This window comes from Nostoc sp. UHCC 0870 (assembly GCF_022063185.1).
Classification (GTDB): Bacteria; Cyanobacteriota; Cyanobacteriia; order Cyanobacteriales; family Nostocaceae; genus Trichormus.
The window spans coordinates 3,430,561-3,456,508 of sequence record NZ_CP091913.1; the positions used below are offsets into that span (position 1 = coordinate 3,430,561).

Annotated in this window: 14 protein-coding genes; all 14 read left to right on the top strand. The window is 39.2% G+C overall.

All coding sequences use genetic code 11. The features are described 5' to 3' along the window. Positions 1–207: 207 nt before the first annotated feature. Positions 208–1,656, top strand: a complete 1,449-nt coding sequence (locus L6494_RS14520) for an NHLP bacteriocin system secretion protein (RefSeq protein WP_237988426.1) — start codon at positions 208–210, stop codon at positions 1,654–1,656. Next, entirely contained in the window at positions 1,643–3,922 is a 2,280-nt protein-coding gene (locus L6494_RS14525; RefSeq protein WP_237988427.1) for an NHLP family bacteriocin export ABC transporter peptidase/permease/ATPase subunit, read from the top strand. Before L6494_RS14520 ends, L6494_RS14525 begins: the two co-directional genes overlap by 14 nt. Positions 3,923–3,924: 2 nt before the next feature. Next, positions 3,925–6,831, top strand: coding sequence for an NHLP bacteriocin export ABC transporter permease/ATPase subunit (locus L6494_RS14530; protein ID WP_237988428.1), 2,907 nt, complete (start codon positions 3,925–3,927; stop codon positions 6,829–6,831). 216 nt (positions 6,832–7,047) lie between these two features. Beyond that, positions 7,048–8,523, top strand: coding sequence for an MBL fold metallo-hydrolase (locus tag L6494_RS14535; RefSeq protein WP_237988429.1), 1,476 nt, complete (start codon positions 7,048–7,050; stop codon positions 8,521–8,523). Positions 8,524–8,688: 165 nt separating this feature from the next. After that, positions 8,689–10,152 (top strand): tetratricopeptide repeat protein, encoded by a 1,464-nt coding sequence (locus L6494_RS14540; protein WP_237988430.1) that lies wholly within the window; start codon positions 8,689–8,691, stop codon positions 10,150–10,152. A 140-nt stretch (positions 10,153–10,292) separates the two neighbouring features. Beyond that, on the top strand, positions 10,293–11,402 hold the full coding sequence (locus tag L6494_RS14545) for a hypothetical protein (RefSeq protein WP_237988431.1): 1,110 nt from the start codon (positions 10,293–10,295) through the stop codon (positions 11,400–11,402). 582 nt (positions 11,403–11,984) lie between these two features. Beyond that, on the top strand, positions 11,985–12,320 hold the full coding sequence (locus L6494_RS14550; protein ID WP_237988432.1) for an NHLP leader peptide family RiPP precursor: 336 nt from the start codon (positions 11,985–11,987) through the stop codon (positions 12,318–12,320). A gap of 228 nt (positions 12,321–12,548) precedes the next feature. Then, positions 12,549–14,024, top strand: coding sequence for a radical SAM family RiPP maturation amino acid epimerase (locus L6494_RS14555; protein WP_237988433.1), 1,476 nt, complete (start codon positions 12,549–12,551; stop codon positions 14,022–14,024). Between the two features lie 68 nt (positions 14,025–14,092). Next, entirely contained in the window at positions 14,093–15,544 is a 1,452-nt protein-coding gene (locus L6494_RS14560; protein ID WP_237988434.1) for a radical SAM family RiPP maturation amino acid epimerase, read from the top strand. A gap of 185 nt (positions 15,545–15,729) precedes the next feature. After that, positions 15,730–19,743 carry a Pls/PosA family non-ribosomal peptide synthetase gene (locus tag L6494_RS14565; protein ID WP_237988435.1) on the top strand — a complete coding sequence of 1,338 codons (4,014 nt, stop codon included), beginning with the start codon at positions 15,730–15,732 and terminating at the stop codon, positions 19,741–19,743. Between the two features lie 391 nt (positions 19,744–20,134). After that, complete coding sequence (locus L6494_RS14570; RefSeq protein ID WP_237988436.1) at positions 20,135–20,353, top strand: microviridin/marinostatin family tricyclic proteinase inhibitor; 219 nt, start codon at positions 20,135–20,137, stop codon at positions 20,351–20,353. Positions 20,354–20,659: 306 nt separating this feature from the next. Continuing rightward, positions 20,660–21,637: an MvdD family ATP-grasp ribosomal peptide maturase gene (locus L6494_RS14575; RefSeq protein WP_237988437.1), complete on the top strand. Its 978-nt coding sequence runs from the start codon at positions 20,660–20,662 to the stop codon at positions 21,635–21,637. Positions 21,638–21,691: 54 nt separating this feature from the next. After that, positions 21,692–22,423 carry a hypothetical protein gene (locus L6494_RS14580; protein ID WP_237988438.1) on the top strand — a complete coding sequence of 244 codons (732 nt, stop codon included), beginning with the start codon at positions 21,692–21,694 and terminating at the stop codon, positions 22,421–22,423. Positions 22,424–22,447: 24 nt separating this feature from the next. Then, positions 22,448–25,798 carry a type 2 lanthipeptide synthetase LanM family protein gene (locus L6494_RS14585; protein WP_237988439.1) on the top strand — a complete coding sequence of 1,117 codons (3,351 nt, stop codon included), beginning with the start codon at positions 22,448–22,450 and terminating at the stop codon, positions 25,796–25,798. Positions 25,799–25,948: the final 150 nt, after the last annotated feature.

Below are 25,948 nucleotides of genomic sequence, written 5' to 3' on the forward strand. Positions count from 1 at the left end.
ATTGCCATGTGGGTAGCTGAGTTTTTTCAGTTACCCATTTTTTTTAGATGATTTCAATAAAATAGTGAGTTCCATCTAAATATTGTGCATTTGTTCAGGAATAACTTTTCTATAATCTTGGGTGTATACCAAAAAAAGTATCCCTCACTCAGCAATAATTTCATCATTATATTTAGACTGAAAACTTATTTATTAAAATGAGTACCAATGTTAGAGCAAAAACGTCGCCTATTTCGCCAAGAATCTGTAGAGCGTTTATCTTCTCCTGAAAGATTAGACCAACTAATGCAAGTAGTCAGTCCTAGAAGCTGGCTACCTCTTGTTGCTTTAGCCTCCTTAGTGGGAGTCGCTATTATCTGGAGTATTTATGGACGTGTTCCCATCACAATTGAAGGTCGAGGAGTATTAATTTATCCACGTAAAGTAGTGCCGCTACAATCGAAAAATTCAGGGCAATTAATGACTTTAAATTTTCAAGTTGGGGATGTTATTCAAAAAGGACAAGTACTAGCAACAATTGACCAAGCTGATCTCCGCCAGCAATTGCAACAGCAACGAGCTAAACTGGTGCAACTAGAGTCACAAGACCAAGCAGCCAACTCAATATTTAATCAGCGTCTAAAACAAGACGAACAGTCAACACAACAACAACGTCAATATCTCCAACAACGCATTCGAGAACTGCAAACTCTCACACCAATTCTGAAAACTAGAGATAATAGCTCTCTTGAGCAACAGCGTAAAAGCTTAAAACAAAACCTCCAACGCTTCCAAACTCTGAGTCCTGTTTTCCGACGCAGAATGGAAATCCGCCAACAGTTATTCCGCCAAGAAGGAGTATTTTCAGCCGATGAAGCTTTGCAAGCAGAACAGGAATATCTAGAGAATTTGCAAAATATTTCTGACATCGAAACCCAATTAAAAGCACTCGATGTGACAGAGGCTCAAAAACAAAAAGAATATAGTGAAAATATCTCGACAATCTCCGATTTACAAGCCCAATTAAAGAAACTAGATAGTGAACTTACCTCTCAAGCGCAACAAGACCTAGAAAATACGAATGTTCGCAAAAAAGAGATGCAGGAAGTTAAACGGGAGATAGCTAGACTGCAACTACAACTAGGCGATAATAGTAAAATTATTAGTCAATATAATGGCAGAGTCTTAGAAACTACTGTGGCATCTGGACAGGTGATTAATGTCGGTACTCGTCTGGCAAATATAGAAGTAGAAAATCCTAGTAGTAAGTTAGTTGGGTTAGCTTATTTTTCAGTTGCAGAGGGGAAAAAAATTCAGTCGGGAATGACAATTCAAATCACCCCGGAAACTGTGAAACGGGAACGCTTTGGTGGCATTGTTGGTAAAGTTACTAATATTTCCAATTTCCCCATTACCAAAGAAGCCGCAGCGAATGAAGTAGGTAATTCAGAAGTCGTGGAAGGTCTAGTTTCTCAAAAACAAGAAGGACTAATACAAATATTCTCTGATATAGAACAAGATTCTCAAACTTTCAGTGGTTATAAGTGGTCTTCTTCCAAGGGGCCACAGATGAAAATTTCTTCTGGAACTACTACCGTTGTGCGAGTTCAGGTCGAAGAACGCGCTCCTATCACCTTTGTACTACCTATCTTGAGGTCTTTCAGTGGTATCTACTAATTCTACCTTAGCCCCACCTTTTAATTTTTGGCAGTATGTGCAGAAATTACTGCCTACAAGAAGCAAGCGGGCAAAAACACCCACGCTTTTGCAAATGGAAGCTGTGGAATGTGGTGCAGCCGCTTTAGGAATTATCTTAGGTTACTTTGGTCGAATTGTTCCCTTGCCAGAATTGCGTCGAGAGTGCGGTGTTTCCCGTGATGGTAGTAAAGCATCTAATGTGTTGAAGGCTGCAAGAAATTATGGTCTTGATGCTAAGGGTTTTAAAAAGGAACTAGATAAACTACAAGAGCTAAATCCACCTTATATTATTTTTTGGGACTTTAACCACTTTTTAGTAGTAGAAGGATTTCGCAAACAGAGAGTTTATCTCAATGATCCCGCTACAGGCCCCCGGAGTATATCTTTGCAGGAATTTGACGAGGGTTATACTGGGGTAGTGCTGGTGATGGAACCAAGCCCAGAGTTCCAAAAAGGTGGACGCAAACCTAGCATGATGGGATCTTTGTGGGAGCGGCTACAAGGGTCAACAAGTGCGTTAGTTTACTGCATAGTGGCGGGATTTTGCTTAACTCTGGTGGGAATTGCTGTACCAGTATTCAGCCAAATATTTGTAGATGAAATCCTGGTAGAGCAAAGATTAGATTGGCTAAATCCTTTACTTGTAGGAATGGCGATCGCAGCTGTATTGCAAGGGTGTCTAACGCTACTGCGCCTGCGATATCTGCGCCGCTTAAACATCAAATTGTCTGTGGGAATGTCCAGTCGCTTTCTCTGGCATATGCTGCGCCTACCGGTGGGGTTTTATGCCCAACGTTTTGCCGGAGAAATCACCAGTCGCATCAGTCTCAATGACCAAGTTGCTAATGTGCTTTCAGGACAGTTGACAACGACAATCATTGATGCAGTCATGGTAATTTTCTATGCCATCATCATGTTTCAATATGATTGGCTGCTGACCTTGATTGTGATTAGTTTAGCGATCGCCAACATTGTAACTTTACGCTTAGTATCCCGTCAGCGTGTAGACCTCAATCAAAAGTTGATGCTAGATTTCGGCAAAGCTGAAGGGGTTTCTATTGCGGCTCTCCAAGGCATAGAAACCCTTAAAGCATCAGGCTTAGAGTCCGATTTCTTTTCTCGCTGGTCAGGCTACCATACGAAGGCGATCAATAGCCAACAGCAAATGGATGTCACCAATCAATTATTTTCCATCCTACCCACACTCTTACAAGCGATTTCTGCGATGTTATTGTTAGTGATTGGTGGTTTACGAGTGATGGATGGCCATCTTAGCATCGGGATGCTTGTAGCTTTTCAAGGTTTGGTAGGAAGTTTTGAAGCACCTGTGAGCAGTTTACTCAACTTTGGTAGTACCCTGCAAGAATTAGAGGGTAATTTGATTCGCCTAGATGATGTCCTAGATAACCCAACTGATACCTCAATAGCACAGCGCAACTTGGCTGAAGACCTAGAAAACCAGGAAAATGTTACCCTACTTTCTTCCTCTACCGCTTTACCAAGATTGCAGGGATATGTAGAGTTACGTAATCTCACCTTTGGTTATAGCCGCCTAGACCCTCCCTTGATTGAAAATTTTCACCTCTCACTAAAACCCGGACAGAGAGTGGCTTTGGTCGGCGGTAGTGGCTCTGGTAAGTCTACCATTGCCAAACTTATAAGCGGACTCTATCAACCTTGGGCGGGAGAAATTCTTTTTGATGATCAATTAAGAGAACAGATTCCCCACCAACTACTAACTAACTCTGTGGCCATGGTAGAACAGGATATTCTGTTATTTGGTGGCACAGTTAGGGACAATTTGACTCTTTGGGATCACACCGTATCCGATAAAAACTTACAGCGTGCTTGTCAGGATGCAGCTATTGATGATGTCATCCTCTCCATGAATGGGGGATATGATGCAGAACTGATGGAAGGTGCGGCTAATTTAAGTGGTGGTCAACGACAACGGTTGGAAATTGCCCGTGCTTTGGTCAATAATCCCTCAATACTTGTCATGGATGAAGCCACCAGTGCTTTAGATGCAGAGACAGAAAGAATTATTGACCAAAATCTCCGGCGGCGGGGATGCACCTGCATTATTGTGGCGCACCGATTAAGCACTATTCGGGATTGCGATGAGATTATCGTCCTAGAACGAGGCAAGGTAGTACAACGAGGTAGTCACCAACAGTTGTGGCAAGTTGAAGGTGTGTACTCGCGCTTAATCCGCACAGAAGGGGAAGCCTTGGAGGAGGAATAAAGATGCAGCAAAAAAGAGAGCATCAATTGTCAATACATGGTCAAACTTATATCTTTCAAGGTAATCAGCCGATCCTACTAGATGACCCCTCTAAGGTGTGGGTGATTCAATCTGGCTCTGTGGCATTATTTGCCGTTACAGTTAAAGATGGTGCGATCGCCGGAACTCGCCGTTATTTATCTAGTATCACTCAAGGACAGGCCTTATTCGGCACTAAAACTATTAATCACCAACAGCAAATTTTAGCTGTGCCGATGGGGGAAGTTGAATTACTACAACTACATCAAGAATGTTTTCGGGAGTTAGTTGCTAATGCAGATTCGAGACCAGTTGAGTGGGTAGATACTTGGCTGTTGCAACTGGGTAGTGTGTTATCTGGGGAAAATATCCCAGAAATTCAGGTGAAATCTAGAGGTGAAACCCGGTTTTCTCTGTTGAATGGTCAAACCTTCCAAGGGGAAACAGAGGTCTATTGGGTAGAAATTAAGCAAGGGACTGTCCGCCTCTTGGGGTTGCCAGAACTGACGCTGACAGATGCAACGGGATATTTTCCCCTGACTGACAAAATGTGGTTAGAAGCTGTTGAGGGGGTTCAATTAACCATCCAAACAACTAGCCAATTTTGGCACTCAGATCACCTCTTGGCTGGGTTGTCTGGGATGCACATTCAATTACTGCAATGTGTTGACTTTTTCGACCGACAAGAAGCAGAAGCAGAAATGATGCGATTGCGCGATCGCCAGCGTCTGAATCGTCAGGTGACATCTCAGGCATTGGGAGAGTTAGCATCTACATTGAGTCCTCAAGATGGTAACTTTTTCTTAGAAGGTACACCCCTGTTAGTGGCGGCTGGGGCTGTGGGAAAAGCTTTAGGGGTGAAAATTTGTCCTCCAGCCCGCTCAGAAAACCTCAAACGAGTTAAAGAGCCATTAGAGGCGATCGTCCGGGCTTCTCGCCTGCGGATGCGGCGAGTTTTATTACGGGACAACTGGTGGGAAAAGGATTGTGGCCCAATAGTAGCCTATACGGAGGCAGACAATCGACCAGTCGCACTCTTACCAATTTCGACTAATTCCTATGAACTCTTTGATCCAATTGGGCAAACCCGCATCAAAGTCAATGAACTGGTAGCTGAAACACTTTCTCCCGTCGCCTATGTGTTTTATCGGTCTTTTCCCGATCAGGTACTCAATACTTATAATGTGATTCTGTTTGCCCTCAAAGGACGTAGGCTAGATATTCTCGTCACCTTATTGACGGGTATTGCTGTCACACTTTTAGGGATGATCACACCCCAAGCTACCGCCATTATCATGGATAATGCCATTCCCGATAGCGATCGCGGCTTATTGCTGCAAATCGGCATGGGGCTACTAGTTGCGGCATTGGGTACAGTTTTATTTCAGCTAGCCCAGGGTTTTGCCCTTTTACGCATCGAAACAGCCGCCGCCACAGCGACAGAAGTTGCTGTATGGGATCGGCTGATGAATTTACCTGTATCCTTTTTTCGCCAGTATACAACTGGGGATCTCCACTCACGAGCATCATCTGTGGGTGAAATTAGTCGAGAACTCAGTGCTAACACGATCATCCAACTGATTACCAGTTTCTTTGCATTGTTTTATTTGGGGCAATTATTTAATTACAACTTTCAATTAGCCTTACTTGCAGTTGCAGTGGCGATCGTCACCGGCGCAGTTACTATAATTTCTGGTATTATCCTCGTTGGTAAAGTGCGTCCCCTACTGGAATTACAAGGCAATATTTTTGGACAGACAGTACAAATAATTAACGGGATTTCCAAGCTGCATATTGCTGGAGCAGAAGAACGCGCCTTCGCCACTTGGGGTAAAGACTACACTCGCCAACTCAAACTTACCCTCAGTACACAACAAGTAGAAGATGTTGTAGTTCTTTTCAATACAGTGATGCCTATATTGACCTCTGGAATCCTTTTCTGGCTGACTATCAACCAGTTTAAAGAAGCTCAGACTTCAGGAACTATGGTAATCACCATTGGTACTTTCTTGGCGTTCAACGCAGCTTTTGAACAATTTGTAGGCGGAACAACAAATCTGAGTAACATAGTCACAGATATTGTGCAAATTACTCCACACTGGAAACGCACTCAGCCAATATTGCAAGCCATACCAGAAGTAGATTTGAGTAAAGCTGATCCAGGAAAACTCATCGGCAAAATTGTCATAGACCATATTATGTTCCGCTACCGCAGTGACGGGCCACTGACACTAGATGATGTAAGTATCACCGCACAACCAGGGGAATTCATCGCCCTTGTAGGCGGTTCTGGAAGCGGTAAATCCACAATCTTCCGATTATTGCTGGGGTTTGAAACTCCTGAAAGTGGCAGCATCTACTACGATGGTCAAGACTTATCTGGGTTAGATGTAGAAGCTGTACGCCGACAGTTAGGTGTCGTCTTACAAAATGGTCGCCTGAATGCAGGCTCTATTTTTGAAAATATCGCCGGTGGTGCAAATATTACCTTTGATGAAGCTTGGGAAGCAGCTCGGATGTCTGGCTTCGCTGATGATGTAGCCGCCATGCCAATGGAAATGCACACGGTAGTTAGTGAAGGAGGTGGTAATCTTTCGGGAGGACAACGCCAACGCTTGCTCATCGCTCGCGCTTTAGTATTAAAACCCCGCATTCTTTTATTTGATGAAGCAACCAGCGCACTTGATAACAGAACTCAAGCAATTGTTAGTGAGAGTCTAGATAAAATGCAGGTGACTAGGATAGTAATTGCTCACAGACTTAGCACCATTCGTAATGCTCATCGCATCTATGTACTCCAAGCAGGACGAATTGTGCAGCAGGGAAGTTTTCGTGAACTAGCTGCTGTTGAGGGGCTATTCGCTCAACTAATGGCTCGCCAAATGGCTTAGTAATATAGCGTTTCCTAATCTGGTGAGGTACTGAGTACACCACTAATAAAATTGGGCAATCTCCGCGCCCCTCTGCGTTTTTCTCTGCGCCCCTCTGCGTTTAAAAACATTAGTTATGTACCTCACTTAACTAGGAATCGCTATAAGCTAATTCACTGACAGATGCAATTTTTGCTCAACAACACAACTAATCAACAATAACCATAGAGGTGCAAAATGAAAATTCAAATGATTGGTCATGCTTCCATATTTGTAGAAACACAAGATTGTAAAATAATGATGGACCCAGTGCTTTGGGATGAATTTTGTGAAGTGACCACAAGTATATGCCCTCAGCGCGAAGTTATTTACGACCAAATTCCTGAGTATGATGTATTAGTCATTTCCCACAGACATTTAGATCATTTTGATATTCGTTCTCTTGCTTATCTGCCTAAAAATGTTGATGTTTTTATTCCTAAAGATAAGTTAGTAGAAAATTCTCTCCGTCAATTAGGATATTCTCGAATCTACACCTTAAGCGATTCTAGTGAAGTTACTATTGGCTCTACTACTCTCATTGCTACCCGTTCAGAAAATCGTGTACCTGAGTATGGAATGATATTTGCTGATCCATCGGGAGTTTTTTGGAATCAAGTAGACTCAGAAGTAAATGCAAAAACAATTAATTTTGTCAAATCTCGTTACCCAACAATAGATTTTTTGTTGGCAAGCTGGCAACCTATGTTAGAAACCGAATATCAATATAACCAAAGCCTATCATTTCCTTTTCCAGGTTATAGCCATATTCTTCAACTTATCGGTTTGATTAAACCAAAGTCAATTTCTCCTGGTGCAAATGGGTTCAAATTTATAGATGGTTCAGCATGGTTAAATAAAGTCGTATTTCCCGTCACTCAAGAACAATTTTGTAGAGACATAGAGAAAGTTTGCCCAGCAACAGAAAATATATTCGCTCTTCAGCCAGGAGATATTTGTGAAATTCAAAATGGCACATCAACCTACCTAGCTGGGAAGTCACAATTTGTCAAAACAGTGAAAAATGATAGAGAAATATTATATTTCTCGCCTGTAACTGCAAATGGTGAATTAATTGATAGAAATCCAAATAATTATGATATTTCTGAAATGAAACAAACAATCGAAGAAGAAGTTTGTGTCAATTTAGAAAAATTCTTCATGGAACATAAGAATGATCTATTTGCAGAATATTTTCACTGGGAAGTTAGATATCAAATAGAAATAGTATTCCCCGATAGTTCTCAAAAATGGTATTTTGACTTCACTGAAGATCCTATTCAATGCAGAACAGGGTCGAATCCTTTAGCTAATGTGTTTAATATCATTACAGCTTCAAGTTTCTATGGAGTTTTAAAATCTGATAAAACTTGGGATTATCCTGGCACTGGGGGCTATTTACGAGCATTTGAAAAATTATATATAGCTAGCACTCACGGTACTATGCGCCCCGATATTAAATCAATAAATTTTTCTCCTTTAGCTTTAAAATATCCCTATAAAACAGTTTTTGAAAATTTCTTGTGTAAAGAAGCAGAGAAATGGGCTAAAAAATATGAAAATAAACAGATTCCTAGTGAGAATAAAACCAGAATGATGAAGTTCGGAAATAATCTAATTCGGGTGTATCCTCAAAATATCCAAGAGCATCAATTGATAACAGCCAGTACCTAAAATATTGCACTAGGTTACAGCCGATTTATCGCTAAATTATTGCTATAAAATGTAGGTAGGGCTGACGTAAGGAAAACCCGCATCCTGTGTCCAACTCCAAAGCCCTTCCTATAATCTTTCTACTCTTTAAGCAAACCACAATTACTTTTACAAAAGAAATAATTGATGAACACAACAAAAAACACCATCAAAACCATTATCACAGAAGAACATTCTTCTCAACTCCATGTCTGGCATCAATTAGGCTGGAAAAATATCACTCTCATTTATTTAGATGAACACTTAGATTTTCAATATATTAGTAAAAATCGTATAGAAGCACTGAAAAAATGCCAAACTTCAGCAGAAATTGCTCAATTAGAAAAACCTTATCACATATTACCTGATCAGGGATATAGTTATGGAATCGAAGATTTTCTTTTTGCGGCTCATCGTTTGGGCATAATTGAACACCTCATTTGGGTAACTCTAACGCCAAAAAATCAACTACCAAATTCCATTAACTACATTCGGAAGTTACGTAGTTTTTTGCAAAATCATGATGGGTTTGAAATCAGTGATCTGACAAGTATTAAAATTACAGGCAATACAGTAACAACGAAAATATTGGGATTAAATCTAACGATATGTGGATATGAAGATTTAAAAAATTTAACCTTTCCCTCCAACACTTTTATTGATATCGATATTGATTATTTTATTGGATTGCCTGAAGATTATCCGTTAGCAGATCCAAAAAATATTTTTGACTGTTTAAAATCTCTTCCCATTAATTATGATACTGTCACTTTCACGCGCTCTGTGAATAGTGGTTATATGCCTCTACGTTACCGTTTTATTGCCGATTACTTAGCGGCTCTTTGGCGTAATGATCTTCGTGAAATAGAACACTATCAACACTTATATACTCTTGATCAACAAGCACGAAATAATCAAATTGAACTAGCCAAGAAAGGTTGTCTCCAAGAATTGCGAATAATACCAAACTGTGCTGCTACTTATTACCTACTGAGTCTTTGCGAATCTGAACCTCAAAAGGCTGCTAATTATGAACGAATTGCAGGAGAACTTTGCCCTAGTTATCGTTATAGTGTGCTTCGTTCAGCTAATGTGATTATTAGTCGTGAATTTCAATATGATACTAATACAATCAAATTATTAGAAGAGAAATTAATGTTAACTGAAACAGATGTAGAAGAGAAACGTTTAACTCACTACACTCTAGGAATTTTATATAGTATCAAATCGGCAAAGGAAGAAAGTATTAAACATTATAGATATTGCCAAGAAGTTCAACCGGGAAATTATCCTGAATTAAGCTTTAACATAGGTCTTATTTTTATGAAAGATAATGATTACGAAACAGCAATAAGCTTTTTTGAGCAGGCATTAGCTGATGAATCAACAAAAGCTAAAGCACATAAAATGCTTGGAAAAATTTATCTGGAACAGGGCAAATATGATTTAGCACAAGAGAATCTGAGATTAGCTACAGAAACTATACCCACTGATGAGCAACCTATGAAACTATTAGCTAAACTATACAAAATAATAGGAGATCAAGCAAGATACGATCATCAAATACTAAAATACTATCAGATGAAATTACTGTTTCAGAGATTCATATAGGAATAAATACTTTATATTAATAATCCTTGAAGATATTAATATTGTATTAGAAAAAAGATGTTAGTTTCTAGTAAATTTAGCTTGCTTTTTCTGTAATACAGCCCTTGATATATCTTATTTCTAATAAATGATAAATTGCCATGAATACCTGTACATTAGAAAATTATCTTCAGGTTGTTGTACCTCACCTTTCACCTGAATTAGTTTCTCCCGAAGCTTTGTTTAATATCCAGCCAATAGCAAAAATTTTCCCTCCCTCATCAGAGGGGTTATTTGAGTTTCGGCTGGGTGCGAATAACTCCAAAGTAGATTTTTCAGTTCTCGCCACAGATTTGACTGGAAGTAATAATAGTATTGGAGAAATCAATTCGGTTGTGAATTTGTCGAATATAATGATTACTAATCCTATATGGAGACGTATTCAGGATTTTTGCTCTATTTGTTGTCAGCCTAATTCCCTATTATCGAGCAATGCAGAAAATATTTGGCTGGAATTTGACCTTGATGAACCGTCAGATAATTTACCAATTCCTAGCCTATTTTTAGGACTAAAAGAATGGGATTTGGAAAAACCTGACACACAAATCTCTAAGATTATTGATGAACAAAGGCAAACTATAAAAACGGCTTTGCAGATATTATTTGCAGATAATTTTTCACCTTTAATTGAAAACAATCTAAATTTTTGTGTAAATTCTTTACCGCCTGGCTCTCAGGTGCTTTATGTAGGAGCTATGTTTTCCCGCCAGTTAGATGCTGTGAGAGTGAATATTGCCGGGATTCCTATTGACGCGCTTGAAGATTACCTGACTCAAATTGGTTGGACATATTCAGTCAAACCTCTCAAAGAAATAATTCAATTACTTACTAAGTTTGTAGATGCCGTAATTTTGAATCTCGATATAGGAACTAGTGTTTTTCCAAAGATAGGACTAGAGTGTCTATTCGCAAAGAAAAATCCGCGATTTGAACCTAAATGGCAATTACTTTTAGATTGTTTAGTAGAACAGGAATTATGTACCCCAGAAAAACATAATGCACTTCTGAATTGGTCTGGATACTCTGACAATAAGTCTCATCCAGATTTATGGCCAGATAATTTGAGTAATGTGTCTCACTTCCTTGGTTCAAGATGGTATAGCATTTGTTTTAGAAATTTGAACCATATAAAAATAGTCTATCATCCAGATGGTAATTTAGAGGCAAAAGCATATTTAGCGTTTGGACATAAGTTTGTCTATAAGCAATAGTTCCTATATATTTGATTGATGAAAATATGGCTCTTGCGTTGCTTTTATGGTAGGGCATTAAAATAGCCATTTTATAGAAAGGCTCAAAAATTTAAAATCCAGTCATAGTAAGGAATATAGGCTCTGATTAGATTTTATTTATTATTCTGCTCCATAAAAAGAACTGAAGAGCAATTTTCTCCTCATTAAATAAAAAAGTATATATCTACAAAATGTGTATTTTGATCAAATAATTGTGCATTTTGATGATTTATAGAACCACTGTATTATATGGTTATGGCTCAGACAAGCAGGGATGAATCATCTACTAAAAACTTCATTTAGCCATACTAAAAAATGGTCAGCCAACAGCAGACTTAAATAAGAATTGCAACTACATTTTTTAGTATAAGACCAGATTGAAGAACTATTTTTAACAATTGATGATTTACCAATGTATATAGTCTAAGCCAATACGCACTCTATCTATATGCTTAATAAATTGGTTAACTCCTAAAAAATGTAGTTAACCAAGTTAACTAGGCATGATTAGATTCGCTGAGATGTTCTAAAAAAACAACTATTCAATTAAGGAGCAATTTCATGTCAGGACAACAATTTTCCCGGGAAGAATTTAACACAAGGATTGCTACTAAAGCATGGCAAGATCCTGCATTCAGACAAGAGTTATTATCTAATCCTAGAGCAGTTATAGCTAGAGAATTAGGAACTACTCTGCCTGATAACTTGCAGGTTCATGTATGTGAAGAAAATGACAACAACGTATATCTAGTGATTCCACCCGTACCAAGTGTGGAAGAAGAACTAAGCGAGGAAGCATTAGAGCAAGTTGCTGGTGGTTATGTAGCGAGTAGGAAGAAAAATACGTTCTACTTTTTAACCTTGTACGGAGTTGTTGATCATCAAAATCTTGGTTAATTTTGTTGAGACTACCCAAATAAAAGCTGACGAATGAGTGAAAATCACGATAGATTTTCGTGAGGAATTTCAACAATATTAATTGCACAATCGATTAAGAGGAGAATGTAAGCTCAACTATAGTCTGATGTTTACATTCTTCTTTACCTATAAGTAATTGTGCATTCCACTCTGGTGTTCAAATTACCATAACAAGTTAAAACTTTATAATAGTTAATACAATCCCCCATGTTTATGCAAACTCAAGAACTAAATCATCAGGTAGAAGCAGAACTTATTTCTCCACCTTTCGATATCACAGAATACTATATAGATAATCATGCTATTTTCACAACAATCGATCAAATCGACCAAAAATTACTAGCTAAATTTAGTCAAGTCAAGCGGTTTAAAGAACTTTGGCAAATGGATGTGCAATTTCGTCAACAAGTTTCTACACATCCTCATCATGCTTTTGTGCGCCACGGTTTAAAACTACATCCTGAAGATGTCAGACCAATATGGGATGAAGATTGCAATAGCAAGTGGGAACAAGGAATATTAGAGTTTCCACTTTTGAAAATGAGTAATGAGTTCTTTGCAAGGCTGGACTATATAACAAATCTCCATTTAAAGACTGCTCCCAATAATATTTATATTCAACAATGGCGAGAGAGGCAAATTGCACGTACTGCCAGTCAATTTCAACCATTAGTTAACCAAATTGTTGTTCACGCTCCAGTTTCTTTTGAACTTTGCAAGGGTTGTTCAGTAGGATGCCGATTCTGTGGTGTATCAGCACCCCCTCTCACTGAGATATTCTTCTACACTCCCGAAAATGCCAAATTGTGGCGTGAAGTATTAGAAGTGATGACAGGCTTTTTGGGAACTGCGGCCGGGAATGGCTTTTGCTATTGGGCCACTGATCCCTTAGACAACCCAGACTATGAAAAGTTTTGTCTTGATTTTCATGCTATTACGGGATTTTTCCCCCAGACTACAACCAGTCAACCGTTAAAGTATCCAGACCGTCTACGCTCGATTTTAAAACTCTCAAGAGAGAGAAATGGTATCTGCAATCGTTTCTCAATTCTCTCTTTAAAGATGTTTGAGAAAGTACATACAGAATTTAGTGCTGAAGAACTATTGAAAGTACAACTACTGTACTTGAATGATGAGGCAGAAAATGCTCATAAAGCTCATGCAGGCAGACAGCGAGAAGCAAACCTCCAAAAAAGTCAAGGAGATGAAGAACCTCATGTACAAGGAACAATTGCTTGTGTATCAGGATTTTTATTTAATATGGTGGAGCGCAGCGTCAAGCTGATTAGCCCTTGTAATGCCAATGAACGATGGCCATTAGGTTATATAGTCTATGATCAAGGAACTTTCGTAGATGCTGATGACCTGAAGAGTTTGATTGAGCGAATGATTCGGGATAATATGCCACAGACAGTGAGACTAGGCGATGTGTTGCGCTTTCGTCCTGATCTGAAGTATGAAGCGCTTGTTGATGGCTTTCAACTTTCTACTCACGTTAAAACCTTCAAGTTCCGCCATGATTCTTTGTGGAAACAGTTAGGGGTTTTAATTCATCAAGGTAATCACACAACCGCAGAGATTACCCAATTTTTTACTAACAAAGGTGTGTTATCAACACAAACATCTTACTATCTCAATCTTTTATTTGAGCGTGGAGTTTTAGACTCTGAGCCTCAAATTTAGAAGGTGTTTGAAAATTGTCAAAATCTCAAAAGCTACAGTCTACACTAAGCCTGATGATATATTTTTCTATGATGATGCAAACTGAAGAATTACAACAGGAAATAATTACGCCTCCTTTTAATATTAAAGAATTTTGCTTAGATTATCATGATAGTTTTGCAACTATCGATCAGGTTGATCCAAAATTACTAGCTAAATTTAGTCAAGTCAAGCGGTTTCAGGAACGTTGGGAAGCAGATGGTAAATTTCGGGAACAAGTTGTTCAAGATCCCTACAGTGCGTTTTTCCGTTACGGCTTGAAGCTAAATCCTGAAGATGTGAGACTTAAATGGGATACAAGTTGTAAAGATATTTTACAGTTTCCACTACTGAAACTAAGTCAGGGCTTTTTCGATCGCCTAGATAAAGTCACAGACATCGATTCTGAGGTGAGTGATTCCCATATTCGTGCGTGGCGGGAACGACAAATTGCACGCACTTCTAGCCAATTTAATTTAGCTTTTCACAAAGTAATTCAGCACATTCCAGTTTCTTTTGAACTGAGCAAGGGTTGTTCTGTGGGATGTCGGTTTTGTGCTGTATCAGCACTGAAATTTAGTGATATTTTTTTATATACTCCCGAAAATGCCAAATTATGGCGCGGAGTGTTAGAAGTCATGACAGGCTTTTTGGGAACTGCGGCCGGGAATGGCTTTTGCTATTGGGCGACTGATCCCTTAGACAACCCAGACTATGACAAGTTTTGTCTTGATTTTTACGCCATTACGGGATCTCTCCCTCAAATGACAACGGCTCAACCCCTAAAAAATATAGAGCAAACACGCGCGATTTTAAAACTCTCAAGAGAAAAAAATGCTATTTGCAATCGCTTCTCAATTCTGTCTTTGAAGATGTTAGAGAAAGTTCATCAAGAGTTTAGCGATGAAGAACTGCTGAATGTACAAATGAATTTTTTGAATGATGAGGCAGAAAATTCTGTCAAAGCTCATGCAGGACGACAGCGAGAAGCAAACCTTAAAAAAGGTCAAGGAGATGAAGAATCTCATAGACAAGGGACAATTGCTTGTGTTTCAGGATTTTTATTCAATATGGTGGAGCGCAGTGTCAAGTTGATTAGCCCATGTAATGCTGATGAACGCTGGCCATTAGGTTATATGGTCTATGATCAAGGAACTTTCGTAGATCCTGATGATCTCAAGATTTTGATTGAAAGGATGATTCAGGATCATATGCCACGGATGCTAAGGCCTAGTGACTTGATATGCTTCCGTCGGGATCTCAATTATCAAACTCTGGTAGATGGTTTCCAACTCTCAACTCGCATCAAAACTTTTAAATTCCACCATGACTCTTTATGGAAAGAGTTAGGTGCTTTAATTCACCAAGGTCAGTATACCACCGCAGAGATTACGCAGTTGTTAGCTCTTAAAGGAGTGACATCAGCAAACATATCTTTTTATCTCAATGTTTTGTTTGAGCGTGGAGTTTTAGATTTTGAACCTCAACCTCAAGAGGGATAAGTTAATTGTAGTGAGCAGTAAGCGATACATATCTTTGCTCTCATACAAGGATTGATGTTATTTATACACTCGCCTTTGCAGGAGAAATCTCCTGCAATTTTGATAGGTAAATCTCAATTAATTGGGTAGCGATCGCCCACTCCTTCAGACTGCTCACTAGCTAATGATAATCGGAAAGATTGGGCATGGAAACTAAATATAATTGGTCTGACACACAAAATAATAGCAAAATCGTCAATTCCACCAATACTAAGTTTGACGATTTTAGCCATACAGGAATACCACAACGTCTGCATTACTTTTTTGAAAATCGATGTGATATTGACCCTGATGCTGTGGCTTTGCTCTGCGATACTGAGTTGATCACATATGGAGAGCTTGATATCCGAGCCAATAAGTTAGCTAATTACTTAGTAAATGAGGGTATCAATCAAGGTGACAGAATTGGTATTCTGCTGGAACGCTCAATTAATACCTATGTAACATTGCTGGCTATACTCAAGAGTGGCGCAGCTTTTATACCTCTAGATGCGTCTTTTCCTCAAGATAGAATCGCTTTCATTGCGGAAAACGCATCCCTTGATTTGGTTGTAAGTAGCACACAATTGAGTAATCTAACGGCGGGGGTTTGCTGTCGAGTGTTGATGCTGGATGCTGTAGCAACAGATATTGCAGCCCAGCCCAAGGGGCGAATTGCACTGTCAGACCAAGAAGACGAACTCTGTTACATTATCTACACTTCAGGCTCGACTGGCCGACCCAAAGGTGTGGCTGTCAACCATTCCAATATATGCAGTTTTATTTCCATCTGTACACCGATCTATGGTGTGAAAAGTTGCGATCGCGTTTATCAGGGTATAATCATTGCCTTTGATTTCTCTATTGAGGAGATTTGGCCTACCTTCGCTGTGGGAGCTACCCTCGTTGTCGGCCCTACTGATCATCGCAAAATCGGTTCAGACTTAGCTGATTTCTTGATTGAGCAGCAGGTGACAATACTGTACTGCGTCCCCACCCTACTAGCAACGGTAGATAAGGATGTACCTGCAATACATACATTGATAGTTGGTGGAGAAGCCTGTCCCCAGGATCTAGTCAAGCGTTGGAGTATTGGGGGACGGCGGATGCTAAATACCTACGGGCCAACGGAGACAACGGTTACTGCTCTCTGGACTGAATTAATTCCAGACAAACCTGTAACTATTGGTAAACCCCTACCATATTATAGTGTTTATATCTTAGATGAGGATCTGCGGGAAGTAGCACTAGGTGAGATTGGGGAAATCTGCATAGGTGGAATTGGTGTCACCCCAGGTTATGTTAACCTCCCAGAAAAAACCGCCACTAAGTTTATCCCTAATCCCTTTGTGTCCAGTGAGAAGGAAGAAAAACTATATCGTAGTGGTGATCTTGGTCGGATTACGCCAGATGGTGAAATAGAATATCTAGGGCGCATTGACCATCAAGTGAAGATACGGGGTTATCGCATTGAATTGACAGGAATTGAGGCTGTTTTACTAGAGAATCAGGAAGTTGAGAATGCTATTGTCTCCCTGATATCTATTAACGATACAGATAAAGAATTAGTAGCTTATATCACATTGCATATTCCTGTCAGTGACTCTGAGGCTCTGAAACATCGCCTGTACACATTACTCAGTAGCCGTCTGCCTAACTACATGGTGCCAGCATTCATCGAGATTTTGGATGCAATTCCCACACTACCCAATGGTAAAGCCGACCGTTCTCAGCTACCTGCACCAACCACTAAACGACTCCGGCAAAACTCTGGTCAATATGTACCACCAGCCACACAACTTGAGCAAGAACTAGCTAATGCTTGGGGTAATGTTTTTGGGAATAACGATATTTCAGTAGAAGAAGACTTCTTTGAGGATCTAGGTGGTCATTCCCTCTTTGCTGCGCGCATCATCTCTAATTTAAGACAAAAACCAGAATTACAGTATCTTTCCATTGCTGATCTGTATGCTCATACAACTATCCGCACTTTAGCAAACCACATTGAGAGCATCCAAGAAAAACATAAGCAGTCTGCTTCACAAGTATCTACCAAGTCGCATCCTCGTACAGTCCGACATCATAGCAACCTGCGAGTGTGGTTTTGTGGGAGTTTACAAATAGTAATGCTCTATCTCCTATTTACTGTTTTTGGACTCCCATTCATATTGCTGTTAGGAGACTTTCATCAATGGACATCACCACTTCAGGTATGTACTGAAGTTATCCTGTTTTCAATTACTTGGTTAGTTACTAGCTTGATGCTGCCAATCATTGCTAAATGGCTACTCATTGGTAAGTTCCGTCCTGGTCGCTATCCGTTATGGGGTTGGTATTATTGTCGTTGGTGGTTAGTCAGAAAGATTATCGATATAGCTCCACTCGATTATCTAGCAGGTTCGCCTCTGATGCCCTTATATATGCGATTGTTGGGTGGAGACATCGGTGAAGGATGCCATATCGGGACTAGAGACCTACACACACCGGATTTGATCACAATTGGGGACGGAGTTAGCATTGGCTACGGGGTTCAAGTACAGCCTTTTATTGTTGAGGATGGATGGTTATATCAAGCACCCATCCAGATTGGTAATAATAGCTTTATTGGGACTAACTCAGTAGTCATGCTTGGTAGTAATGTTGGTCGGGGAGTGCAGTTAGCTGAACAGTCTTTGGTGGCGCAAAACCAAGTGATTCCAGATTATCAGGCTTGGTCTGGATCTCCCTCTGGACAAACTACTGAGGTTGATCAGATGTTGACCGAAATGACCTATCGGAAAACACCCTCTGACCATTGGTCGCCGATGCTCTGGCTAGGTTTTATCGGGGGATTTCTTCTCCTTTGGACTCTACCTTCGATGATCTTCACCCCAGGACTCGTATTTGAGTATTTTGTATCCCAAGGGCAATTCCTCAATGGCCTTGTGTATACACCCATTGCAGGTCTATTGTACACACTTACGGCTTGTACTTTGGTCGCCCTTGGTAAGTGGTTGGTGATGCCAAATACTCGCCCTGGCATTTTTCCAGAGCAGTCTGGTTTTGGTGTCCGCAAGTGGCTAGCAGACAAGCTCATGTTTGTGAGTTTGGCATTTACTAACACACTCTACGCTACGCTTTATACTATGCCTTGGCTGCGTCTGTTGGGAGCAAAAGTTGGGTCTAGATCAGAAGTTTCGACAGTATCACAGATTGATCCAGACTTGCTGACACTGGGTAGTGAAAGTTTTGTGGCTGACTTTGCTACAATTGGCGCAGCTAAATATTACAACGGTTTTGTGGCCTTGGGAATTACGGAAATTGGTAATCGTTCTTTTGTTGGTAATGCGGCTCTAGTACCCAGCAATACATTCCTGGGCGATAATAGCTTAATTGGTGTGCAGTCTGTACCACCGAAGAAGCCTGTACAATCTGGTACATCATGGCTTGGCTCACCAGCGATTTTCCTCCCACGTCGTCAGCAAGATGAATGTTTTGACGAACGTGTGACTTTCCGTCCATCTTTTCAGCTAGTCGTTGGTCGTTTAGCGATAGAATTAGTGCGAATTGTCTTGCCATCAGCACTGATATATGTGCTGTTTATTTTGAATCTTGTAGGGTTAGCTTGGCTGACAACAGCATTTTCAACACCAATGCTCATAGTTTTGTCACCAGCACTTTTTATAGGCTCTTCGTTGTTGGTAACTCTATTCGTAGTGATGTTGAAATGGATGATAGTCGGACGCTATCGACCCCGTGTAGAACCACTGTGGTCTATTTTTGTGCGGCGTACAGAGTTTATCACTGGTTTATATGAAACTGTTGCTGTACCATTTTTACTCAGATGGTTTACTGGTACACCATTGCTAGCACCACTTTTAGGTCTATTTGGTGCAAAGATAGGCCGCCGAGTTTACATGGAGACGACATATTTAACTGAGTTTGATTTAGTGCGTGTTGCAGATGATGCGGCGATCGCTAATTTAGTCTCTCTTCAGACTCACCTGTTTGAAGACCGCGTGATGAAAATGTCCAAATTGAGGATTGGTCGCGGTTGTAGTGTGGGGCCTCGTTCTGTAGTTTTGTATGACTCAGAGATGGAGGCTGGGGCTAAATTAGATGCTTTATCTCTGGTAATGAAGGGAGAAATGCTGCCATTTAAGAGCCACTGGCAAGGTATTCCATCTCGCTTAGTTGAATAAACTCAGTGCTGAGTCATGAAGCGAAAGTTTGTGAATATACCTGAACAGCACTAAGAAAAACTGGCAAATAAGGATAAATAATTATCATTTATGCTAAAAATCTAGTAGTGAATAATCAAAATAAAGCAGTCAAATCTTGATTATGAAATACTATGATTGAGATATGATGCAAAAGCAGAAAACGATAACTCTTGATTGGTAATGAGGGATATATTTTCGCTCATTACCAGCCTTTACTTTTTACTAATCTCATTTCTAGAGTAAGACGTATATAAATAAAACATCACCTAATACATATGTCCTAATTATTGTGGCATTTGAGGTGCTTAAAATCATATGCGGCTTATCAAAGAATTAGCATCTGTCAACTTACTTTAACTAGGATAAAATTATGTCGGAAAACAACCAAGAACAAGAAAATAATCAAGAAAATACCCCCTTTTTTGAACGCTACTTAGAAGGTCAGGAGTCTGAGGAAGCCTCTGAAGAGCTTTCTGAAGAAGAGTCTGACTCCATTAGTGGTGGTCTTAAGTTCGCCCTAACAAAACGCTATCCCTCTGATCATGAAGGCTTTAGAACTATTAGAACACAACGCTATCCTTCCTTCTGATAAGGAATGAAAAATAAAGCGGATAAATTTTAATTCTTTTCCTCCCTGTGCTTATTCATTGGAGTTTAGACTAATTTGACCTATCAAACCGCTAAACCCTTATTCAGGAAGGCTTTTAACAGTTATGAGACTGTTCTGGCTCGGAAATCTAAAATGCTTACTACACAAGGGTTATAGCCTGAAAAATAGAATTTAGTCTAAACTCCAGTATTCAAGTTGATAAAATCTGTCTTTATATCAATATTCATTGGCAGACTTTTTTTTAAAAAAATTATCAGATTTCATCAGAAAATAATAATTTTAAACATGAATATTTTAATCATTACTCACAGTCAAGATAACGAAAGCATACCTCTAGTTATCAAGGCAATTGAGAATCAAGGTGGGAAAGCTTTTCGGTTTGATACTGACCGATTCCCTACAGAGGTACAGTTAAATGCTTACTATGGTAAAGGTGAACAACTAATTCTCTCTGACGATGAGCAGAAGTTAGATTTGAGTGAAGTTTCCGCAGTTTGGTATCGGCGGATTGAAGTGGGGAAGAAAATTCCCAAAATGACAAACCCACAAATTAGAGAGGCTTCAATTGGTGAATCCTACACCACGATTCAGGGGATGATTAGCAGTATCAAGGGATTTCACCTTGACTCTGTACCAAATATTCGTCGAGCCGAGAATAAGCAACTGCAACTACAAGTAGCAAGAGAAATAGGCCTTGATACCCCAAAGACTCTAACTACAAATAATCCAGAGGCAGTAAGGCGATTTGCTCAAGAGTGTGAGCAGGGTATGATTACGAAAATGCTTTCTTCATTTGCTATTTATGATGAGCAAGGTCGAGATAGTGTTGTCTTCACTAATCTAGTCAAACCTGAAGACCTCAAAGACATGAATGGACTGCGTTTTTGTCCGATGACATTTCAGGAAAATATCCCCAAAGCCTTAGAACTGCGGACAACTATCATCGGAAAACGCGTGTTCACCGCCGCAGTTGATTCCCAATCATTGGAAAAAGCACATTATGATTGGCGACAAGAAGGTATTGCCTTCATGAAGTCTTGGCAGCCCTATGCTTTACCCCAAGATGTAGAAGAAAAGTTGTTAAAACTCATGGCTTACTTTAATTTGAACTATGGAGCTATTGATATAATCCTCACCCCTGATGGTCGATATGTATTCCTAGAGGTGAATCCTTGCGGTGAATTTTTCTGGCTAGAACTATGTCCTGGCTTGCCAATTTCTCACGCTATTGCTGAATGTTTGCTAACTCAGGCTGACAACTAGTAGGAAGATCATATAACTCTGGATGATTTTATCAAATTAGAAATGAAGGGATTAATGATCAAGCTTAACAAATTTGCGTTCTTCCTTCCCAAAGGCATATTATCACGATTGATTTTCCGAGGATTTGCCCGGAGTATTGTGGTATTTTCTACATTAACAATTGTTAGTATTCCTTTGAGGGTAATTGCATCCGTAGATAGTATTCTTAGCAATCAGCAACTTGAAACTCTCCAAATAGAGATTACACCGCAAGATATCAAAAATATTGATAATCTCGTTACTGTTGCTGAAGGCAATTCTCCTCAAATCCGGGAGGCAAAAGCTGCAATTGGGTTAAGCACCTTCAATGATGTGATGAGTATAAGTTTATCTGCATCAAGGGATAACTCAAGTTCTGAGGAGTATTATATTAGTCTCACAATTAACCCGATTCGACTCTTGACTGCAACTCAACAATCATCTGTTGTTGAAGCTCGTTGGCTTGAAGAAAAGCGTCAAAAGCGAGTAGCTGTTGTACAGTATTATGTTGAATATCTGCAAGCGCGCCAAGCCTCGAAAGTTGCCGCCTACCAAATGCAAAAATTTGCTAGTGACTCACGTATTGCCAGTGTTGATACGCAAAATCAGCCTCAAAAGGCGATTAATCATATTGGCAATGCTGATTATGTTGCAGCTGCAAAAGAAATGCTGAATACAAATACGCGGGAACGAGTGACTTTAGAACAATTAGCAGCCTCCGTCGGCTTATCGCCAAAAGCAACAACTACAATTATCAACCAACCATAAATAATTATCACCAATAGTTTTAATATGAATAATGTAGCAATTTCCAATAATTTAACCTCCAACAATCAGCATGATGCTAGCATTTCAATAACTAAACAAGACTTGGTAGAGATTGTCGAAAAATCTAGCAACATTTGGGAACGACTAGATGGACGTTTTATCACTGAAGATTCTGAAACATATCAAGAGTTAATTCAAACTCGTTTAGATAAATGGTGTCAAATTATAGCTAAAGGAAATGAGCAAAAATTTAGCAAACGTTTAGCTTTTGATAAACTAGACATTAATATTGTTCGCTCTGCTTTAGGTCAAGTTAGTCTGCCAGATCATGCTGAATTACCAAATTGGACTGACACGTTAAGGCAAGCAATGGTAGTTGCTGGCTCTATTGGAGGAGAAATTTTTGACGAGACAAGTGTACAAAAATATTCTTATATAGACATTCAAGATCCATTGCCATTTCAAGAAATATATATACCCTTTATTGAAGTAGCCAAACAAAAGTTAATGGCACGCTTAGGTTTTAGTAACACATTATTATCAAGCGATGCTCAAGCTCAATTAGAGCGTAATCTTATCCATAGATTAAGTGATCTTTTAGCAGAATGTTTAAACATTGAATTTACATTATTTCGTTCTTCTCGTAGTTCTGGATTAAATCACCTTATCCAGAAATTGCAAGGAAATTATTCTAGTTATAAGTATAAAAATTTCGTCAAACAAATACTAGACAATAACCTATTATTCTTTTTTAAAGAGTATAGCGTTGCTGCTAGATTAGCAGCGACAGTTACAGATTTATGGGTAGAAACGGTAGAAGAATTTATCCTAAGATTGGCTTCGGATTGGGATAAAATTAATCAAGTTTTCTCTCCTGAAAGAGAATTAGAAAAAGTAATTAATATTGAAGGTGGACTATCTGATCCTCATAATCGTGGACGTTCAGTGATGATTGTCCAGTTTGCTTCTGGATTAAAGCTAGTATACAAACCAAAAGACTTAGGTTTAGAAAAGGCTTATTTTGAGTTTCTGAGCTGGATCAATCAACAGAACGTTACTTTACCTCTGAAGTTACTGACAATTCTCAACTGTTCTACTCACGGTTGGATGGAATTTGTTGAGTCTTTACCTTGTGAAAATCAACAAGCAGTAAACCGCTATTATCAGCGCGCAGGTATGGTTTTGTGTATTGCTTACGTTTTAAGAGGAACAGACTTTCATTATGAGAACATTATTGCATCTGGAGAACAACCAGTTCTAATAGATTTAGAAACGCTCTTTAATCCCGAAATCATCAATCAAGACATTGATGATGCTATGTCTAAATTAAGATATCAACTAGGTAATTCAGTATCTGCTACAGCTTTATTACCAGGAGCGTGTATTCCTGTTGGGCAAACTAGCAATCTAGCAATAGATATAGGTGGACTTAAAGATGCGAGTGGAGATAATATTCCTTTACTGAAATTTGTATGGAATTACATTAATACAGATGGCATGATAATGGAGGTGCAAGAAGATACAAATAATGAGTCGCAAAAGCAAAAAAATCAACCTTTTGGGGATGGTATTGATACCTCGCTGAAAACCCATAATCAAGAATTAATAGATGGTTTTCAGCAAATGTATGGATTTTTCCGACAATACCAAGAGTATTTATTAGCAGATAATAGCCCAATCAAGCTATTTAAAAATCAGAAATTACGTATTGTCTTGCGGAATACGCAACTTTATTTCAATATACTGTCCAACTCCCTACGTTATCAGTATCTTCGAGATGGTGTAGAACGTAGTATTCAGTTAGATGTCATCAGCAAAGGATTTATTTCACTAGCAGATGAGCTACATCCTTTATGGGGAATTATATCACCGGAAAAGCAGGCTTTAGAACAGCTAGATATCCCCTATATCGCCGGAAATTCCAACAGCAAAGCTATCATCATTAATTCAGAAACAACTATTGATGATTTCTTCGAGGTTTATAGTTATGATGCTGTTATTGATCGGTTGCGGCAACTAAAGGATGAAGATTTAGCCCACCAAATTAAGATTATTAATGCTTCACTCTACTCCAATTTGAGTACAGAGGATCTGAATAGTTCCTTGTTGGAGAACCCAAATCTGAATGTTAGTGCCAACACTATTGTTCCTTTAGCAGAGGATACCATCTTACAGCAGGCGATCGCCATTGGTAGAGAAATCCAGCAACAAGCAATTCTCGGTCATGATCAAGATGTGGCTTGGGCAGGAATGATATATCAGACTAACATTCAAAGGTTTCAACTGCTACCCCTCGATTTTAGTTTATATAATGGCAATTGTGGCATAGCTCTATTTTTGGCAGCATTAGCAAATGTCACCAATCAATCAGAATTTAAGGAACTAGCATTAGGATCTATATATTTATTACGTCAGGCTTTAGCAGAAAAAGACCCATCTTTTCAGGAAATTCTCACTAAAAACATGGGTCTTAGCGGTACTAAAGGTCTAGCTTCTCTAGTCTATGCTTTAGTGCAGATTTCGGAATTGTTAGGTGAAACAAAGCTAATTGATGATGCTAAACAAATAGCCTCTTGGCTCACACTAGATACAACTGCTGACAAACAAATACCTGGCATATTAGATGGTACGGCTAGTATTATTCTGAGCCTACTAGCTTTATATGCAGTTACCAAAGAAGCAGAAACTTTAGTACAAGCCACTAGCTGGGGTCAGCATTTATTAGACTTACGGCGAAATGCAGACATCGGCGAGCAAGTATGGACAAACTCTAACGAAGAACCAGAAGTATTGATAGGATTTTCTCAAGGTATAGCTGGTATTGCCTATGCTTTATTACGCTTGTATGAAGTTACTCAAAACTCGGTCTTTTTATTAGCAGCGAAAGAAGCTATTAGCTACGAGCAGAATTATCTAACTGACAAAGATGATTTAGCAGATAGCAGCACCTTATCATTGTCATCTATCAATAGTTGGTATGATAGTTTAGCTGGAATTATTCTTGGTCGTCTAGGAAGTTTAAGGATTCTGGATAGCAATGAAATTTACCAAGAAATAGATACTAATTTGCCAAAAATCCTCAAATCCAACTTAGAGCGATTAGATAGCCTCTGCTGTGGTAGTTTTGGAAATTTAGAAGTGTTGCTACTAGCATCTGAGCAATTAGATCGTCCAGAACTTTTAGAAACTGCACGTCAAAAGATAGCTTTAGCTTTGCACAGAAGACAGCAAAATGGGTCTTTTCAACTGCTTCCTAGCTTATCTCCAGATGTTTATAACCCAGGTTTTGCTCAAGGCACAGCTGGTATTGGCTATGAGTTGTTGAGATTCTTATATCCTCAAAGATTACCATCTGTATTGTTATGGCAGATTTAAATTTATTGATCCAGCCTAAAACTACATCCCCTTATGGTTGAAGATTTACGCTAGGCTAATGTCACTTACACATAATATTTTGGCAGTCAAAGAAAGCAAGTTACCAGTTATGTAACTTGCTTTTTAGTGTGGATTTGAGTTTTATAAAAA

What these genes read in the sequence shown, in the direction of transcription:
- L6494_RS14520 (WP_237988426.1), top strand. Translation starts at nt 208, where the DNA reads ATGTTAGAGCAAAAACGTCGCCTATTTCGCCAAGAATCTGTAGAGCGT.
- L6494_RS14530 (WP_237988428.1), top strand. Translation starts at nt 3,925, where the DNA reads ATGCAGCAAAAAAGAGAGCATCAATTGTCAATACATGGTCAAACTTAT.
- L6494_RS14535 (WP_237988429.1), top strand. Translation starts at nt 7,048, where the DNA reads ATGAAAATTCAAATGATTGGTCATGCTTCCATATTTGTAGAAACACAA.
- L6494_RS14540 (WP_237988430.1), top strand. Translation starts at nt 8,689, where the DNA reads ATGAACACAACAAAAAACACCATCAAAACCATTATCACAGAAGAACAT.
- L6494_RS14545 (WP_237988431.1), top strand. Translation starts at nt 10,293, where the DNA reads ATGAATACCTGTACATTAGAAAATTATCTTCAGGTTGTTGTACCTCAC.
- L6494_RS14550 (WP_237988432.1), top strand. Translation starts at nt 11,985, where the DNA reads ATGTCAGGACAACAATTTTCCCGGGAAGAATTTAACACAAGGATTGCT.
- L6494_RS14555 (WP_237988433.1), top strand. Translation starts at nt 12,549, where the DNA reads ATGTTTATGCAAACTCAAGAACTAAATCATCAGGTAGAAGCAGAACTT.
- L6494_RS14560 (WP_237988434.1), top strand. Translation starts at nt 14,093, where the DNA reads ATGATGATGCAAACTGAAGAATTACAACAGGAAATAATTACGCCTCCT.
- L6494_RS14565 (WP_237988435.1), top strand. Translation starts at nt 15,730, where the DNA reads ATGGAAACTAAATATAATTGGTCTGACACACAAAATAATAGCAAAATC.
- L6494_RS14570 (WP_237988436.1), top strand. Translation starts at nt 20,135, where the DNA reads ATGTCGGAAAACAACCAAGAACAAGAAAATAATCAAGAAAATACCCCC.
- L6494_RS14575 (WP_237988437.1), top strand. Translation starts at nt 20,660, where the DNA reads ATGAATATTTTAATCATTACTCACAGTCAAGATAACGAAAGCATACCT.
- L6494_RS14580 (WP_237988438.1), top strand. Translation starts at nt 21,692, where the DNA reads ATGATCAAGCTTAACAAATTTGCGTTCTTCCTTCCCAAAGGCATATTA.
- L6494_RS14585 (WP_237988439.1), top strand. Translation starts at nt 22,448, where the DNA reads ATGAATAATGTAGCAATTTCCAATAATTTAACCTCCAACAATCAGCAT.